The 16201-nt window shown below is 72.1% G+C and carries 18 protein-coding genes, 1 tRNA gene and 1 pseudogene; 8 read left to right on the top strand and 12 right to left on the bottom strand.

All coding sequences use genetic code 11. From position 1 onward, the window contains the following. Positions 1-20: 20 nt before the first annotated feature. On the bottom strand, positions 21-1277 hold the full coding sequence (locus AOM06_RS01865; RefSeq protein WP_169747706.1) for an AI-2E family transporter: 1257 nt from the start codon (positions 1275-1277) through the stop codon (positions 21-23). Positions 1278-1371: 94 nt separating this feature from the next. Between AOM06_RS01865 and msrA the strand changes: the two genes are divergently transcribed. Next, entirely contained in the window at positions 1372-2016 is a 645-nt protein-coding gene (msrA, locus tag AOM06_RS01860; RefSeq protein WP_062301864.1) for a peptide-methionine (S)-S-oxide reductase MsrA, read from the top strand. Positions 2017-2065: 49 nt separating this feature from the next. Here the strand turns inward: msrA and AOM06_RS01855 are convergent, their stop codons facing one another. After that, complete coding sequence (locus AOM06_RS01855) at positions 2066-2416, bottom strand: winged helix-turn-helix transcriptional regulator (RefSeq protein ID WP_062301861.1); 351 nt, start codon at positions 2414-2416, stop codon at positions 2066-2068. 121 nt (positions 2417-2537) lie between these two features. Between AOM06_RS01855 and AOM06_RS01850 the strand changes: the two genes are divergently transcribed. Continuing rightward, positions 2538-2966, top strand: coding sequence for a hypothetical protein (locus AOM06_RS01850; RefSeq protein WP_062301859.1), 429 nt, complete (start codon positions 2538-2540; stop codon positions 2964-2966). A gap of 66 nt (positions 2967-3032) precedes the next feature. On the opposite strand, the gene AOM06_RS01845 is transcribed toward AOM06_RS01850, so the two are convergent. Beyond that, entirely contained in the window at positions 3033-3860 is an 828-nt protein-coding gene (locus AOM06_RS01845) for a Bax inhibitor-1/YccA family protein (RefSeq protein ID WP_082105230.1), read from the bottom strand. Between the two features lie 299 nt (positions 3861-4159). On the opposite strand from AOM06_RS01845, the gene AOM06_RS01840 reads away from it, so the two are divergent. The 6 genes and pseudogenes from AOM06_RS01840 to AOM06_RS01815 all read left to right on the top strand — a co-directional run bounded on the left by AOM06_RS01840 (position 4160) and on the right by AOM06_RS01815 (position 10881). After that, positions 4160-4921, top strand: coding sequence for a DeoR/GlpR family DNA-binding transcription regulator (locus tag AOM06_RS01840; protein ID WP_062301852.1), 762 nt, complete (start codon positions 4160-4162; stop codon positions 4919-4921). Continuing rightward, entirely contained in the window at positions 4918-5868 is a 951-nt protein-coding gene (pfkB, locus tag AOM06_RS01835; protein ID WP_062301848.1) for a 1-phosphofructokinase, read from the top strand. Before AOM06_RS01840 ends, pfkB begins: the two co-directional genes overlap by 4 nt. 19 nt (positions 5869-5887) lie before the next feature. Continuing rightward, positions 5888-7966: pseudogene (locus AOM06_RS15215) on the top strand (PTS fructose transporter subunit IIABC). A gap of 25 nt (positions 7967-7991) precedes the next feature. After that, positions 7992-8267 carry an HPr family phosphocarrier protein gene (locus AOM06_RS01825; protein WP_062301844.1) on the top strand — a complete coding sequence of 92 codons (276 nt, stop codon included), beginning with the start codon at positions 7992-7994 and terminating at the stop codon, positions 8265-8267. A 1-nt stretch (position 8268) separates the two neighbouring features. Next, positions 8269-9948, top strand: coding sequence for a phosphoenolpyruvate--protein phosphotransferase (ptsP, locus tag AOM06_RS01820; RefSeq protein WP_062301840.1), 1680 nt, complete (start codon positions 8269-8271; stop codon positions 9946-9948). Between the two features lie 69 nt (positions 9949-10017). Further along, positions 10018-10881 (top strand): methylenetetrahydrofolate reductase, encoded by an 864-nt coding sequence (locus tag AOM06_RS01815; RefSeq protein ID WP_062301837.1) that lies wholly within the window; start codon positions 10018-10020, stop codon positions 10879-10881. Here AOM06_RS01815 and AOM06_RS01810 read toward each other — a convergent pair. The 9 genes from AOM06_RS01810 to AOM06_RS01770 all read right to left on the bottom strand — a co-directional run bounded on the left by AOM06_RS01810 (position 10878) and on the right by AOM06_RS01770 (position 16166). Further along, positions 10878-11633 (bottom strand): ABC transporter permease, encoded by a 756-nt coding sequence (locus AOM06_RS01810; protein ID WP_062301834.1) that lies wholly within the window; start codon positions 11631-11633, stop codon positions 10878-10880. The genes AOM06_RS01815 and AOM06_RS01810 overlap by 4 nt on opposite strands. After that, complete coding sequence (locus AOM06_RS01805) at positions 11630-12391, bottom strand: ABC transporter ATP-binding protein (protein WP_062301831.1); 762 nt, start codon at positions 12389-12391, stop codon at positions 11630-11632. Before AOM06_RS01805 ends, AOM06_RS01810 begins: the two co-directional genes overlap by 4 nt. After that, positions 12388-12747 (bottom strand): DUF1048 domain-containing protein, encoded by a 360-nt coding sequence (locus tag AOM06_RS01800; RefSeq protein WP_062301828.1) that lies wholly within the window; start codon positions 12745-12747, stop codon positions 12388-12390. The genes AOM06_RS01805 and AOM06_RS01800 overlap by 4 nt, the downstream gene beginning before the upstream one ends. Before the next feature lie 2 nt (positions 12748-12749). Beyond that, positions 12750-13079, bottom strand: coding sequence for a PadR family transcriptional regulator (locus tag AOM06_RS01795; RefSeq protein ID WP_062301825.1), 330 nt, complete (start codon positions 13077-13079; stop codon positions 12750-12752). A gap of 291 nt (positions 13080-13370) precedes the next feature. Next, complete coding sequence (locus AOM06_RS01790; RefSeq protein ID WP_062301822.1) at positions 13371-13910, bottom strand: YaeQ family protein; 540 nt, start codon at positions 13908-13910, stop codon at positions 13371-13373. 16 nt (positions 13911-13926) lie between these two features. Next, positions 13927-14000: transfer RNA gene (locus tag AOM06_RS01785), tRNA-Leu, on the bottom strand. 18 nt (positions 14001-14018) lie between these two features. Continuing rightward, complete coding sequence (locus AOM06_RS01780; protein WP_062301818.1) at positions 14019-14972, bottom strand: Ppx/GppA phosphatase family protein; 954 nt, start codon at positions 14970-14972, stop codon at positions 14019-14021. Positions 14973-14981: 9 nt separating this feature from the next. After that, the gene (locus AOM06_RS01775) at positions 14982-15500 is read right to left on the bottom strand and encodes a DUF501 domain-containing protein (RefSeq protein WP_062301815.1); all 519 of its coding nucleotides are present in this window, start codon (positions 15498-15500) and stop codon (positions 14982-14984) included. Between the two features lie 9 nt (positions 15501-15509). After that, positions 15510-16166 (bottom strand): FtsB family cell division protein, encoded by a 657-nt coding sequence (locus tag AOM06_RS01770; RefSeq protein ID WP_228372815.1) that lies wholly within the window; start codon positions 16164-16166, stop codon positions 15510-15512. Positions 16167-16201: the final 35 nt, after the last annotated feature.

The following is a 16201-nucleotide window of genomic DNA, read 5'->3' as shown; positions in this document are numbered from 1 at the left end:
AGTGTAGGCGCGACCGCCGCTCAGGTGTGCGGCGCATCGTCCCCGCTGTCGTCGTGACCCTCGGGGTGGCGGCGGCGTACGCGGATCTCGCCGGTCTTGGCGATCGCCTCGCGCGCACGCTTGATCGCCTCGCGTGGATGCTCGGTGAGCACCGCGCCCGTGTCGGGAGGCACCTCCGCCTCCGCCGTCATCTGGGCGTGGAGCGAGCGGCCGAACGCATAGACGAAGGACACGATCGGGACGGCGATGACGGCGCCGATGAGGCCCAGCAGCAGGGTGCCCATGGAGACCGTCAGCAGGATCACCAGCGGATGCAGCGAGGCGGCCTTGCCGAACAGCCACGGGTACAGCACGTTGCCCTCGATCTGCTGGACCAGCAGCACGATCGCGAGCATCCACAGCGCCGTGGGCCAGCCGCCGTCGAACAGGCCGACGAGGACCGCGATCGCGCCGGACAGGGTCGCGCCGAACAGCGGGATGAAGGACAGCAGGAACACGAAGATCGCGATGGGGAACGCGAGCGGGAGCCCCAGGATCCATGCGCCGGTGCCGATGCCGACGGCATCGATGAACGCGACGAACACGCTCGTCTCGGTGTAGCGCCGCAGCGTGAGCCACGCGGTCATGCCGGCGTTGTCGACGCGCTCGCTCCGGGACCGGGGAACGAGCCCCACGAACCACAGCCACAGCTTCCGGCCGTCCTTCATGAAGAAGAACAGCGAGAACAGGGCGACGATCGAGCCGGCGAAGAGCGATCCGATGGTCCCTGTCACGGAGAAGGCGCCTGTCGCCACGCCCCACGCATTGTCCTGCACCGTCTTCTGGACGTTGCCGAGCATGTCGTCGATCTGCTCGCGGGACAGGTGCACGGGACCGTCCACGAGCCAGTCGAGGAACTGGTCGAAGCCCTTGACGGCCGCCTCCTGGAGGTCGCCGAAGCCCGCCACGATCGAGCTGCCGGCCGCGACCGCAAGACCGAGCACCACCGTGACAAGCGCGAGGATCGCGAGCGCTGCGCCGAGCGCGCGGGGGACGTGCCACTTCTCGAGCCTGCTCACCGCCTGCTCGAGGGGCGCTGCGATCAGCATGGCGATGGCGAGCGGCAGGATGATGGACGCGAAGTTGGTGAAGCCCGCGAACATGACGTACGCGATGATGCCGACGATGATGAGACGCCACGACCATGCGGCGGTGACGCGCAGCCACAGCGGCACGTACTCGGACGCGACGTCGGCAGGCGCTTCGTCGGTGTCCAGGGGACCGGGCTCATCTGCCATGCTTCGGAGCCTAGCCGTCGGCGCGCCCGGGCCCGGGGACGTGAGGAACACGGCGGGGCGCATCGGCGTTCGTCTCAGCGGAAGGGAGCAACGGATGCTCGGAATCGACAAGACCGTGATGATCAAGCCGGACCAGGCCCTCTCGGGCCGGGACGCGGAGATGCAGATCGCGGACAAGCACGTGGTGCTTGGCACGGACCTCAAGGGTCCCTGGCCCGAGGGCCACGAGGTCCTCTACGTCGGGATGGGCTGCTTCTGGGGTGCGGAGCGCATCTTCTGGCAGATCCCCGGCGTGCACGTGACCGCCGCCGGCTACATGGGCGGCTGGACACGCAACCCCAACTACCAGGAGACGTGCACCTCGCTCACGGGTCACACGGAGACCGTCCAGGTGGTCTACGACCCCGCGGCCGTGTCGCTGGACACCCTGCTGGCCGCGTTCTGGGAGAACCACGACCCGACCACGGCCAACCGCCAGGGCGGGGACATCGGCACGCAGTACCGCAGCGCGATCTTCGCGACCACGGACGCCCAGCTCGAGGCCGCCGAGGCCTCGCGCGAGCGCTACCAGGCCCGCCTCACGGAGCAGGGTTACGGCGCGATCACCACGCAGATCGCGCGCGCGGACCAGGCGGGCGACGGCACGTTCTACTACGCCGAGGACTACCACCAGGGCTACCTGCACAAGAATCCTGGCGGCTACTGCAACCACGGCTTCTGCCAGGTGAGCTTCTCCTAGCGGCGCACCGCGGACGGGGCCCCGACCTCCGGGTCGGGGCCTCGTCGCGTCACGGGCGTGCGCGCGTGGCCTCGGGAACGCGCACGGCACCGCCGGCTCCGGGGTTGGCCTCGCCCCACGCACGCAGCGCGTCGATGACGGGGGCGAGCGTGCGCCCAAGCGGCGTGAGGCTGTACTCGACGCGCGGCGGGATCTCGGGGAAGACCTCGCGCGCGACGACCCCGTGCGCCTCGAGGGCCCGCAGGCGGTCGGTCAGCGTCTTGGGGCTCGCGCCGGGGAGCGAGGCGAGCAGCTCGCCGAACCTTCGCTTGCCGTCGAACAGCTCCCGCAGGATCAGCAGCGTCCACTTGCCGTCGAGCACGCGCACGGCGCGCTCGATGGGACATCCGGGTGCACCCACGGCCTAACTTCCCTTCTGGATACTACTTTCATCATAAGTGCGTACTTCCGCAAGTGAAGCGATCCGGCGACAGTGGTGCTGTCGCCGACCGACGGCGACACCACCGACGAGAGGTCCGACCATGCGCACCCTGCTGCTCCGCATCACGCTCACCGTGGTGATCGCCTTCCAACTCTTCTTCGCCGTCCTCCTGCTCGCGGCCCCGGCGAGATTCGCCGAGATGCTCGACCTCCCCGCCGCACCCGCGTGGACGGCGTTCCTCTTCGCCCTCTTCAGCGCCCGCGCCCTGGGCTTCGCCTACGGCCTCGCGCTCGCGATCCGGGACCCCTTCCGCCATCGCTCGTGGATCGTCGCGATGATCGGCGTCCAGGCGATCGACTGGATCGCGGCGATCGCGACCGTCGCGAGCGGCGTGGTCGCGCTGTCGCAGGTGTCCACGGCCTCCTACATGCCGCTGGTGTTCATCGTGGCGATGATCGGGCTCTTCCCCCGCCGCCGCGACGGAGCGACGCGCGCGGAGCTCGCCCGGCCGCACGCGCGGACCGCGTGACCCGTCGCGGCCGAGGACGACGAAGGCCCCCGACCGTGAGGTCGGGGGCCTTCGTGGACGCCGGGATCAGTCGCGACCGGAGAAGATCGCGATGAGACGCAGGAACTCGGTGTAGAGCCACACGAGCGTCACGATGAGGCCGAACGCGGCCTTCCACTCGATCTTCTTGTCGAGGCCGCGCTTCACGCCGTTGTCGATGAAGTCGAAGTCGCCGATGAGCGAGATGCACGCGAGCAGGATCGCCACCAGGCCGATGATCGCGCCGAGCGGGACGCCGATGCCGGCGATCTCGACCGAGTAGAGGCCGAACATCTGGTTCGAGTCGCTGAAGATCATGTAGCCCAGGTTGACCAGGCTGAACGCGAGGTACGAGATCGCGCCGATCATGAAGATCTTGTTGAGCTTCGCGGTGTAGCGGACCTTGCCCGAGCGGTACAGCCACAGGCAGATCATGAACGTGAGGCCGGTCGCGAGCAGCGCCTGCACGCCCGCGCCGGGCACGTCCGCCCAGGTCTCGATGGCGACGGTGATCGCGCCGAGGAACACGCCCTCGGCCGCCGCGTACGTGGCCACGAGCGCGGGCCCGGGGGTCCGCTTGAAGGCGGCGACGAGGCCGACGATCATCGCGAGGATGCCCGCGCCGAACGCGAACAGCAGCGCCGAGGGCTGCTGCGCGACGTACACGTACGTCGCTGCTCCCAGGCCCAGCGTGACGATGCCGAGGCCGGCGGTCTTGTTGATGACGCCCTGATAGCTCATCCGCTCCGTGACCACGTAGCCCGGCGCCGCGGACGGCGCCTGGTACTGGCGCTCCAGGTCGGCTGCGCTGGGCTGATCCGCCAGCAGCGGGTCGGCCTTGAACTCCTGGGCGTTGCTGAACACCGGACTTGCCACGTTTCCTCCTCAGTGGATGACCGCCCCAGTCTAGACACGCGCCATCGCGCGGCGGCGGGGCCGTCGTGGGGACAACGCGCCAGGCACCGCCAGCGCTCCCACCCCTCCCCTCCTGACAGCCACAACGGAGTGGAGCCCGACACGCCGCCGCGGAGCGCACGATGCGCGGGGCGGCGCGGCGTGTCGCGGCGAGATCCGTTCGCAGTGTCGGAGGGGAGGGGCGCCCGTTTTTCTTTGTTCCTGTTGCAATCCCTTTGTTTCTGTGTTTTTATGTGGAAATCCGGACAAAGGAGTCATCCATGTACGCGACGGAGCGACAGCAGCGCATCCTTGCGGAGGCGCGCACCGCGGGCCGCGTCGAGGTCGCCTCGCTCGCCGAGGCGCTGGCGGTCACCACCGAGACCATCCGCCGCGACCTCACGGTTCTCGAGCGGCGCGGATCGCTGCGCCGGGTCCACGGCGGCGCGATCCCCGTCGAGCGGTTCGAGCTCGAGCCCACGCTCGCCTCGCGCTCGACCCTGCGTCCCGACGTCAAGCGCCGCATCGCGTCGCGCGTCCTCGCCGAGCTGCCGGCGGGCGGCACCGTCATCCTCGACGCCGGCTCGACCACGCAGGCGCTCGTCGACGCGCTCCCCGTCGACATCGACCTCACGGTCATCACCGACTCGCTTCCCGCCGCGAGCGCCCTGTCGACCCGGCCGGGCATCTCGCTCTACGTGCTCGGCGGCCGCGTCCGCGGCGTCACCGCCGCCGCGGTGGGCGACTGGGCGACCGATGCGCTCGCCGGCATCGTCGCCGACGTCGCGGTCGTGGGCACCAACGGCTTCTCCGCGGCGCGGGGTCTCACCACCCCGGACCAGGACGAGGCGCGCGTGAAGCGCGCGATGGTCAAGGCCGCACGGCGCGTCGTCGTCGCCGCCGACTCGTCGAAGGCCGGCGACGACCATCTGCACCGCTTCGCCGCTCTCGACGAGGTGGACCTCATCGTCACCGACGCCGAGCTCGCGAACGACGTCGCGGACGAGCTCCGCGCGGCCGGCACCGAGGTCGTGGCGGCATGATCGTCACCCTCACCCCCAACCCGAGCGTCGACCGCGCCATCACGCTCGCCGCGCTCGAGCGCGGCGAGGTCAACCGCGCCGCCGAGGTGCGGGTCGACGCGGGAGGCAAGGGCGTCAACGTCGCACGAGCCATCACCGCGCAGGGCGGGGACGCCGTCGCGGTCCTCCCCGTCGGCGGCCCCGAGGGCCACCTGCTCGAGGAGCTGCTCACCGCCGCCGGGGTGGCCCACCGCCCGGTTCCCGTGGCCGGCAGCGCCCGGATGAACATCTCGGTGCTCGAGCCCGACGGCACCACGACCAAGCTCAACGAGCCCGGACCCGAGCTCTCGGCCGCGGAGGTCGATGCCCTCCTCGACGCGACGTCCGCGAGCGCACGCGGAGCGGCGTGGGTGGTCGGGTGCGGCAGCCTCCCTCCCGGCGCCCCCGACTCTCTCTACAGCGACCTCATCGCGCACGCCCGCGCCAGGGACGCCCGCGTCGCCATCGACAGCTCCGGCGCGCCGCTCGCCGAGGCGGTGGAGGCACGCCCGGACCTCATCAAGCCCAACCACGAGGAGCTGTGCGAGCTGGTCGGCCGCGCACTCCCCACCCTCGGCGACGTCCAGATCGCCGCGGGCGACCTGGTCGCCGTGGGCGTGCGGACCGTGGTGGTGAGCCTCGGCGGCGACGGCGCCCTGCTCGTCGACGCGACCCACGCCATCCATGCACGCGCGTCGATCCCGGCGCCCGTCTCGACCGTCGGAGCCGGCGACTGCATGCTCGCCGGCCTCCTCCACGGCCTCACCCGAGGCCTGCCCCCCGCCGACGCCCTCGCCGAGGGCGTCCTCTGGGGCTCCGCTGCCGTGACCCTTCCCGGCAGCCGGGTCCCCTCCCCCGCGGACCTCCGCGGCATCACCGTGCAGCTCTCGCGCACGCCCCCTGCAGGCCTGGCCCTCGGTCAGCGCTGACCCCGAAAGGAACACCCCCATGTCACTGATCACCGCTGATCAGGTCATCCTCGACCTCGCCGCGGAGGACCGCCACGCGGCCACACGCGCGCTGGCCGGAACACTTGTCGCCTCGGGGCGCTGCACGGACGTCGAGGCCTTCGTCGCGGATGTCCGCAAGCGCGAGGAGACGATGGCCACCGGGCTCCCGGGCGGCATCGCCATCCCTCACGCGCGCAGCGCCGCCATCACCGAGCCGACGCTCGCCTTCGCCCGCACCGACGGGATCGACTGGGGCGCGAAGGACGGCCCCGCCTCGCTCGTGTTCCTCATCGCCGCGCCCGAGGGCGCCGGAGAGGCGCACATGAAGGTGCTGCCGCGGCTGGCCAAGGCGCTCATGAAGAAGGAGTTCACGGGCGCGCTCCGCTCCGCGACCACCGCGGACGAGGTCGTCGCGATCGTCGAGGCGGAGGTGGGGGACGTCGTCGTCTCGCCGCCGCCGGTTCCGACCCCGGCGGCCGAGGCCCCCGAGCCCGCGCCCGAGCCCGTCGCGCCGGCGCCGGTTCGCGCCGCATCGTCCGGCCTCACGCTCGTGGGCGTCACGTCCTGCCCCACCGGCATCGCGCACACCTACATGGCGGCCGAGGCGCTCGAGCGGGCTGCCAAGGACGCGGGCCACACCATGAAGGTCGAGACGCAGGGCTCCGCAGGCGCGACACCGCTCACGGCGGAGGAGATCGCCGCGGCCGATGCCGTGATCTTCGCCCACGACGTCGAGGTGCGCAGCGCCGAGCGCTTCTCCGGCAAGCCCATCGTCGACGTCGGCGTGAAGAAGGCCATCTCCGACGGTCCCGCGCTGATCGCCCAAGCGGTCGCGATGTCCTCCGAGTGGAAGACCAACCCGCACGCCGAGGCCGCGGCACCCTCCGCATCGTCCGGGCTGGCGACCAAGGTCGACAAGGAGGCCGGGCTCGGCACCCGCCTGCGCCAGTGGCTGATGACGGGCGTGAGCTACATGATCCCGTTCGTCGCGGCGGGCGGCATCCTCATCGCTCTGTCCTTCATGCTCGCGCAGTTCGCGCTCGGGGAGAACGGCGCGATCGAGATCACCAATTACCACGCGAGCTACGTCGACCCGAGCGTCACCGAGGTCGACCCGTACAACCTCGCGCAGAACTTCGACTTCACCTCGCTGACCGCGTGGGCTGCCCTGCTGTTCGTCATCGGCGGCGCGGCGTTCGGCTTCCTGGTCCCGATCCTGTCGGGCTTCATCGCCTTCGCGATCGCCGACCGACCGGGGCTGGTGCCCGGCATCGTGGGCGGCTCCGTCGCCTAAGGGATGGGTGCCGGCTTCCTGGGCGGCATCGTCACCGGTCTGCTCGGCGGCCTGGTCGCCAAGTGGATCGCCTCGTGGAAGGTCCACAAGGGCGTGCGCGGCGTGATGCCGGTGGTGGTCATCCCGCTGCTGTCGAGCCTCATCAGCGTGGGCCTGTTCATCACGCTCCTGGGACGCCCCATCACCGCGCTCTCCGACGGCCTCAACGAGTGGCTCACCGGCCTCCAGGGCGGCAGCGCCTTCATCCTCGGCGTGGTGCTCGGCGCGATGATGGGCTTCGACCTGGGCGGCCCGGTCAACAAGGTCGCCTACTTCTTCGGCACCGCAGGGCTGGCGGCCGCCGGGACCGCGACCGACTCGACCGCGCTCACCATCATGGCGGCCGTCATGGGCGCCGGCATGGTCGCCCCGCTCGCCATGGCGCTCGCCACCACCGTCCGCCCGAGGCTCTTCTCGGAGCCCGAGCGGGAGAACGGCAAGGCTGCGTGGCTCCTCGGCGCCTCGTTCATCTCCGAGGGAGCGATCCCGTTCGCGGCGGCCGACCCGGTCCGCGTCATCGTCTCCTCCGTGATCGGCTCGGCCCTCACCGGCGGTCTGATCATGGTGTTCGGCGTGACCCTGCGCGCACCGCACGGCGGCATCTGGGTCCTGCCCCTCATGGGCGGCTTCCTGTGGTTCCTGGTCGCCCTCGCGGCCGGCGTGCTGCTCATGACCGCGATCGTGGTCACCCTCAAGTCCCGCGACAAGAAGCTCGCGACCGTCGACGCGGTCGCGACCGTCTGAACCCCCTGTTCGAAGGAGAACCACCATGTCTCAGCGCACCGTCACCATCGCATCGTCCGTCGGGCTTCACGCCCGCCCCGCCGCCCTCTTCGTGGAGGCGGCCCAGGAGACCGGGCTCGACGTCGAGATCGGCCGGGCCGGCGAGGACGCCGTCGACGCCACCAGCATCCTGGGCGTCATGGCCCTGGGCGCCAAGCACGGCGAGGAGGTGATCCTCACCGCCGAGGGCGACGGCGCGGACGCCGCCCTCGAGTCCCTGGTCGCGCTCCTGTCGCGCGACCTGGATGCCGAGGAGGGCTGACATGTCCGGCGACACCCGTCACGGCGTCGGCGTCAGCCCCGGCACGGCGGTCGGGCCGGTGGTGCAGGTCGCGCCGCCGGTCCGGCCCCCGGCCGACGAGCCCGCGCCGGACGATCCGGACGCGGCCACCTCGCAGGTGCTGGAGTCGCTCGCTGCCGTCGCTGTCGACCTCGACGCGCGCGTCGAGGCGGCCGACGAGCACGCCAAGCCGATCCTCAAGGCCACCGCGATGATCGCTCGCGACAAGGGCCTCGCGAAGGCCGCGGGCAAGCACATCGCCGCCGGGCTCGGCCCCGCCCACGCGATCGAGGCGGCCGTCGCGGAGTACGCGGCGCAGTTCGAGGCACTCGGCGGATACTTCGCCGAGCGCGTCGCGGACCTCAAGGACGTGGGCGACCGCGCGATCGCGCATGTGCTCGGGGTGCCGTCGCCCGGAGTTCCGCCGCTCGACGGGCCGTCCGTCATCGTGGCCGTGGACCTCGCGCCAGCGGAGACCGCGACGCTCGACCGCGCGCACGTGGTGGGCATCGTCACCGCCGCGGGCGGGCGCACGTCGCACACCGCGATCCTCGCGGCGCAGATGGGCATCCCGGCGGTGGTCCAGGTGCACGGCGCCACGGACATCCCGGCCGGCACCACGGTCGCCGTCGACGGCGAGGCGGGCGAGGTCACGCTCGACCCCGACATGGCGCTCCTCGAGGCGCAGCGCGAGCGCCGCGAACGGCGCGCCGCCGCGCTCGCCGGCGTGTCCGGACCGGGCGCCACCAACGATGGCCACGCCGTCGCCCTGCTCGCGAACATCGGCGGGGTGGACGATGCGGTCGCGGCCGGCGCGCAGGACGTCGAGGGCGTCGGCCTGTTCCGCACCGAGTTCCTGTACCTCTCCGCGGCCGCGCTGCCCAGCGTGGAGGAGCAGGCCGAGGTGTACCGCAAGGTGCTGGAGCCGTTCGGGACCCGTCGCGTGGTGGTCCGTACGCTCGACGCGGGTGCCGACAAGCCGCTCGCCTTCGCGAGCCTGGGCGAGGAGGAGAACCCCGCGCTCGGACGCCGCGGGCTGCGGCTGTGCCAGGCGAAGCCGGAGCTCATCGACTCGCAGCTGGAGGCGCTGGCCCTCGCCGCGCGGGAGACCGGCGCGGACGTCCGCGTGATGGCGCCCATGGTCGCGACGGCCGAGGAGGCCGCCTGGTTCGCCTCGCGGGTCGCGGCGGCGGGGCTGCCGAAGTCGGGCGTGATGATCGAGGTGCCGGCGGCCGCGCTGCGGTCGCGGCACGTGCTCGCGGAGGTCGACTTCGGCTCGCTCGGCACCAACGATCTTGCGCAGTACACGATGGCCGCGGACCGCATGGAGGGCGAGCTGTCCGATCTGCTGGATCCGTGGCAGCCGGCGGTGCTCGACGTGGTCGCGGCGGCGTGCGACGGTGGGGCCGAGACCGGCAAGCCGGTGGGCGTGTGCGGCGAGTCCGCGGGCGATCCCTTCCTCGCGCTGGTGCTCGCCGGTCTGGGCGTGTCGAGCCTGTCGATGGCCCCCAAGAAGGTCGCGGCGGTGCGGTTCGCGCTGTCGCTTCACAGCCTCGACGAGTGCCGTGCGCTCGCGGTGCTCGCGCGGGACGCGCCATCCGCGCCCGAGGCCCGCGAGGCCGTGCGCGCGGCGGCGAGCGAGGAGCTCACGGCGATCCTCTGAACCCGCGCGGGAGACCCGCCGTAGAATGGTCTCGCTCTCCTGCTTCAACGGACCGAAGGGGGCCCGTCGTTGCACCGGACCACCGCATTGCTCCATGACCTCTCCGTCGAGGTCACCGCACGCGACCGCACCGCGCTCGCCCGCGCGGGCCTCGCCGCAGGCACGCGGGTGAGCATCACGCACCTGGGAACGGAGACCGCGCAGGACCGGCTCGACGCCGCAGCCGCGGTCGGGGCGGCGGGCCTGGTGCCGGTCCCCCACCTGTCCGCGCGGCGTTTCGCGGACGCGGACCAGGTCCGCGACGCGCTCGCGGGGCTGCGCGAGCACGGCGCCCACGAGCGCGTGTTCGTGATCGGCGGGGACCCGCGCACGCCCGCGGGTCCGTACTCCTCCGCGCTCGACCTGATCCGCTCGGGTCTGCTCGCGGACCACGGCGTGCGCGAGGTCGGCATCGCCGGCTACCCCGAGGGCCATCCGGCGATCCCCGAGGCCGAGCTGTGGGAAGCGCTCGCCGCCAAGACCGCCGCGATCGCGGAGCAGGGCATGGCCGCGACGGTCACCTCGCAGTTCTCCTTCGACGCCGATGCGGTGGTCGCCTGGATCTCGGGGGTACGCGAGGCGGGTGTGATCGCGCCGATCCGCGTGGGTGTCCCGGGCCCGGCGGGGGTCGGGCGCCTGCTCGCCTTCGCGCGACGATGCGGGGTCGGGTCCAGCGCGGGCATCGTGCGCAAGTACGGCTTCTCTCTCACCAACCTCATGGGCACGGCCACGCCCGACAGGTTCGTGGCCGACCTGGCGGGGCGGCTCGACCTCGCGCACCACGGCGAGGTGCACCTGCACGTCTACGCGTTCGGCGACGTCGCCGCGACCTCCAGGTGGATCGCGGGGGCCGCCGTCCGGGCGCTGCCCCTCGACGCCTCCAAGCCCGCCTAGCCGATCCGCCGACGATAGGCCGCCTTCGCCAGGGCGTACGCCACGACGAGGATGCCCGCGATCCAGGCGAGCGCGACCGCGAGGTCCGCTCCCACCGGCTCGCCGGCCAGCAGCGCGCGCACCGAGTCGACGACCGCCGTGACGGGCTGGTTCTCGGCGAACCAGCGCACCGGTCCCGGCATCGTCTCCGTCGGCACGAAGGCGGAGCTCACGAAGGGCAGCAGGATGAGCGGGTACGCGAACGCGCTCGCGCCCTCGACCGTCGTGGCGGTGAGGCCCGGCAGGATCGCGAGCCACGTGAGCGCGAGCGTGAGGAAGGCGAGGATGCCCGCGGTCGCGAGCCATGCGCCGAGGCCGGCGCTCGAGCGGAAGCCCATCGCGAGCGCGGCGAGGACCACCACGCCGAGCGAGACGAGCGTCGCCACCAGCGACGTCAGCACGTGGGCCCACAGCACCGCGGGCCGAGCGACGGGCATCGAGTGGAAGCGCTCGAAGATCCCGCCCTGGAGGTCCACGAACAGCCGGAACGCGGTGTACGAGACGCTCGACGCGATCGTGATGACCAGGATGCCCGGCAGCAGGTAGGTCGCGTAGCGGTCCGCGCCGGCGTCGATCGCGCCGCCCAGCACGTAGACGAACAGCAGCAGGAACGCGATCGGCATAAGCGCGGTGGTGATGATGGTGTCCGGGCTGCGCGTGATGTGGCGCAGCGAGCGGCCGGTGAGGATCGCGGTGTCGGCGATGGCGGTCATGGCATCTCCTTGGCGCCGACCACCGCGAGGAAGACCTCCTCGAGGCTCGGCTGCTTCTCGACGTACTCGACGGTCGGCGCGGGGATGAGCGCCTTGAGCTCCGCCAGCGTGCCGTCGACGATGATGCGGCCCTCGTGGAGGATCGCGATGCGGTCGGCGAGGTGCTCCGCCTCGTCCAGGGTCTGCGTGGTGAGCAGCACGGTGGTGCCGCCGTCGGCGAGCGCGCGCACGGCGGCCCACACCTCGCGACGGGCCTCCGGGTCCAGCCCGGTGGTGGGCTCGTCGAGGAAGATCACCCGCGGATCGCCGATGAGGCTCATCGCGATGTCGAGGCGCCTCCGCATGCCTCCCGAGTAGGTGCTGGCGCGCCGCGCTCCCGCCTCGGTGAGGCCGAACCGCGCGAGCAGCGCATCGGCGACCGCCCCCGGATCGGGGACGCGCCGCAGGCGCGCGATCAGCACGAGGTTCTCGCGCCCGCTCAGCACGTCGTCGACGGCGGAGTGCTGGCCCGTGAGGCTGATCGCCGCGCGGACCTCGGCGGGCGCGGAGGCGACGTCGTGCCCCGCCACCCGGGCCTCGCCCGCATCGGCCTTCAGCAAGGTGCTGAGGATGCGGATCAGGGTGGTCTTGCCGGCTCCGTTGGATCCCAGCAGGGCGTGGATGGTGCCGGGAGCGACCTCGAGGTCGACTCCCTCGAGCACGTCGAGGTCGCCGTAGCTGTGGCGCAGCCCGCCCACCGCGATGGCCGGCGCGGTCATGTCGCGTCCCCCGCGGCGCGGTCCATCGCCTCGACCAGCCGCGCGCGCTCCTTGTCGATCCAGCGACGGCCCGTGTAGGCCTCGGCGAACGTCTCGGCGAAGTCCACCGGGTCGGCGCCGACGATGTCGCGCACGGGGGTCCCGTCCGCGGCCGCGCGCTCCCAGAGGTCCGCGAGGTCGCCGACCATGGTGATCATCGTGTCGCCGTCCGTGACGCCGCCGTAGTACATGAAGTACCGCAGCAGCGCGGCCGCCGCCTCCGAGTACGGCGCGGGCAGGGCCTCGATGCGTCGTCTGTCGGCCTTGAACTGCTTCTTCTGCTCCAGCGAGCCCGTGAGCTTCTCGATCCAGGACATGACTACTCTCCTTCTGCCTTGAGGTGGGCGAGCCGGTCGGCGAGGAAGCCCCAGCTGCTCCAGAACTCGTCCAGCGCCTCCCGGCCCTGGGCGTTGAGGGTGAACACCTTGCGTGGCGGGCCCTTCTCCGAGGGCACCTTCTCCACGTCGACCAGGCCGCGCTGCTCGATGCGGACCAGCAGCGCGTACACGGTGCCCTCCGCGATGTCGGCGAAGCCCTGGTCGCGCAGCCTCGCGGTGATCTCGTACCCGTAGGCCGGGCCGAGGCCGAGGAGCGCCAGGACGATGCCTTCCAGCGTGCCCTTGAGCATCTCCGTCATCTGCTTGCCCATGCGGGCCTCCCGTGGCTACTCAGTATTGCTGACTACCACTAGATAGTAACACTGAGTAGTGAGGGCGCAAGGGGTGAGGAGGCGTCGTCGGCATCACGAACCCAGCGCTCCGCGGCGCAGCAACGCGTGCTGATCGTGTCGATGACGGGGCGCGTGAGGGGTCAACGCGTGCTGATCGTGTCCGCACTCCCTGTCGGGATCACACGATCCGCACGCGTTGACGGCGCACGAAGCCGCCGATCAACACGATCCGCACCAATTGCGCGAGAGATGCGCGTGCGAAGGCGCGGCTCAGCCGAGCGGCACCGAGTGGATCGCGGAGTCCACGGACGCGCCGTTGAGCTCGAGGTACAGGTGGCGCTCGGTCACAGAGACGGTCATGGCGTTGCGGCGCTCGATCAGTCCGGCGGCCGCCTCGATGAAGCCCGGGTCGAAGCTGTGGAGCGTGATGCGCTCGCGCTGATGGATCTTCTTGCCCTCCCAGCGGGCGAGCACCTTCGCGGGATCGTGCTGGGTGTACACCGCGGCACGGTCTGCGAGCCTGGAGCCCCGGTGCAGGCGCTCCGCCTCGGGCTGCCCCACCTCGATCCACGCCGCGATGAGACCGGTGAGGTCGCGCACCAGGACGGCAGGCTCCTCGGCGGTGGAGATTCCCTCGGAGAACGTGATGCCGTCCTCGTGCTCGAGGCAGTACGCGAGCACCCGCGTGATCATGAACAGCGCGGTCTCGGAGGGATGACGCGCGACGCGCAGCGACAGGTCCTCGTAGACGCCGCGGTCCACGTCCGCGAGCGTGATGTCGAACGTGTGAACAGTCGCGCCGGCAGCCATGACGCACCAGCGTACGTGCCCCCGGCGGGGTTCGAACCCGCACTGGGCCGGGTTTAAGCCGGCTGCCTCTGCCAGTTGGGCTACGGGGGCGGCGGGACGATGCGCCCGTCAGCCCCGCTCGGCCGCCGAGAACGCGATGCCGTCGAGGATGTCGTGCTCGCTCGTCACCACGTGCGGTAACGCTCCCCCGGCGGCGACCACCGAGTCGCGGACACGAGTCATCACGGTGCGCCACACCAGCGCGCCCGCACCGATCACGTCGACGCGGCCGGGGTGCATGAAGCCGAGCGCGGACTTCTCCGCCCGCGAGGCCGCGAGGAGCTCGTCGCAGGCGCGGATGGCGTCGTCGATGTCGATGATCGCGCCGTTGATCGCGTCGCGGTCGTACTCGGGCAGCCCCAGCGCGTGCGCCGTGACGGTGGTGATGGTGCCCGCGAGCCCCACGAGCGTGGCGGTGCGCTCGACCGGGACGCCCGCGAAGGCGAGGTCGATCGCATCGTGCACGTCGGCCTCGGCCGCCGCGACCTGCTCGTCGGACGGAGGGTCGCCCGCGAGGTGGCGCTCGGTCATGCGCACGCAGCCGACGTCCATGGAATGCGCGAACTCCGGGCGCTCCACGCCCAGCACCACCTCGGTGGACCCGCCGCCCAGGTCGACCACCAGGAACGGTGCGTCGTGCGCGGCGTCGAGCGCGCCGGTCGCACCGCGGAAGGACAGCGCGGCCTCCTCGGCACCGGAGATCACCTCGGGGACCACGCCGAGCCGCGACTCGATCCCCGACAGGAAGACGTCCCGGTTGCGGGCGTCACGCGTCGCGGAGGTCGCGACGAAGCGGATCGCCTCCACTCCATGCGACCGGCACGCCGCCGCGTACTCGTCGGTCGCCGCGAACGTGCGCTCGAGCGCCTCCTCCGCGAACTCGCCGGTCCGGTCCACGCCCTGCCCCAGGCGCACCACGGTCATGGTGCGCACCACATCCGTGAGGGTGCCGGAGGCGAGGTCGACGTCCGCGACGAGCAGGCGGATCGAGTTGGTCCCACAGTCGATGGCGGCTACACGCATGGCTCGAGACTATCCGTCGATCTCGACCGCGCACGTGCAACGGTCGGGGCTGAACGAGTCGGAGATGAGCGCGAGCGCCTCGTCTCCCAGCGGGTTCACGCCGGGACCGGCGGCGAGCGCGTGACCCACGAGCACGTGGAGGCACTTGACGCGATCGGGCATGCCGCCCGCCGAGATGCCGTGGATCTCGGGGACGTCGCCGAGCGCGTAGCGCTCCTCGAGGTAGCGCTCGTGGGCGGCCCGGTAGGCGGCGACCAGCTCAGGCTCGTCGCCCGACTGCAGCCGCTCCTGCATCGTCTTCATGACGCCGTTCGCCTCGAGCGTCGAGACGGCCGCGACGGCGTCCGGGTGCGTGAGGTAGTACTGCGTAGGGAAGGGCGTGCCGTCCGGCAGGCGCGGGGCGGTGTGCACCACGGTCGGGTTGCCGCACGCGCAACGCGCGGCGATGGCCACGATGCCTCGCGGCTCGCGTCCCAGCTGGGCCGCGAGGACGGCGACGTCGCGCTCGGTGGCGGGGGTGTCGTTCACCCCGCGAGTCTAGTCGGCGTCGCCCTCGGACGATGCGGGGGCCGCCGCCTCGTCATCGACGCCGGCATCGACCGGGGCCTCCCCGGCCTCCTCGACCGATCCCCACAGGCGCGTGTACCAGGTGCCGTCGTCCTCGAGCGTGCTGCCCGTCTCCGCGGCCTGCGACCCCTCGACGGCGTCCTCGACGGTCTCGGGGTCGATCACGCGGTACGCGGTCTCGCCCGGGTAGACGTACGCGAGGCGCTCACGCGCCTGGGCCTCGACGTACGCGGGATCGTCCCAGCGCGCGAGCTCCGCCGTGAGGTCGTCGACCGAGTCCTGGGCCGCGACGGCGTCCGCACGGAGGTCGGCGAGCTCCTCCTGCTGGCGGAAGTATGCGCGCAGCGAGGGCAGCACCACGGCGGCGGCGAGCACCACCACACCGACCAGCACGAAGGCTCGGACCGACACCGCGGTGAGCCAGGAGCCGCGGATCTGCACGGGCTCGATCCGGTTGCGCGCGGGCGCCGACCGGCCGCTGCGGCTCGCACCGCCGGGACGGCTCGAGGCGCGCGCCTTGGGGATCCGCACGCCGCCGGTCGACGGCGCGGTGCGGGAGGCGGTCGAGCGGGGACGCGCCGAGCCGCGCACGCCAGGGGCGTGGGGGCGGCGGGTCGGGTCGGTCACGCCGCTATTGTCCCCGGTCGCGCGCCCTCCGCCGG

It is taken from the genome of Demequina subtropica (assembly GCF_000971235.1).
GTDB lineage: Bacteria > Actinomycetota > Actinomycetes > Actinomycetales > Demequinaceae > Demequina > Demequina subtropica.
The sequence above is the reverse complement of the archived record's forward strand: the minus strand, read 5'-3'. Positions and strand labels throughout refer to the sequence as shown.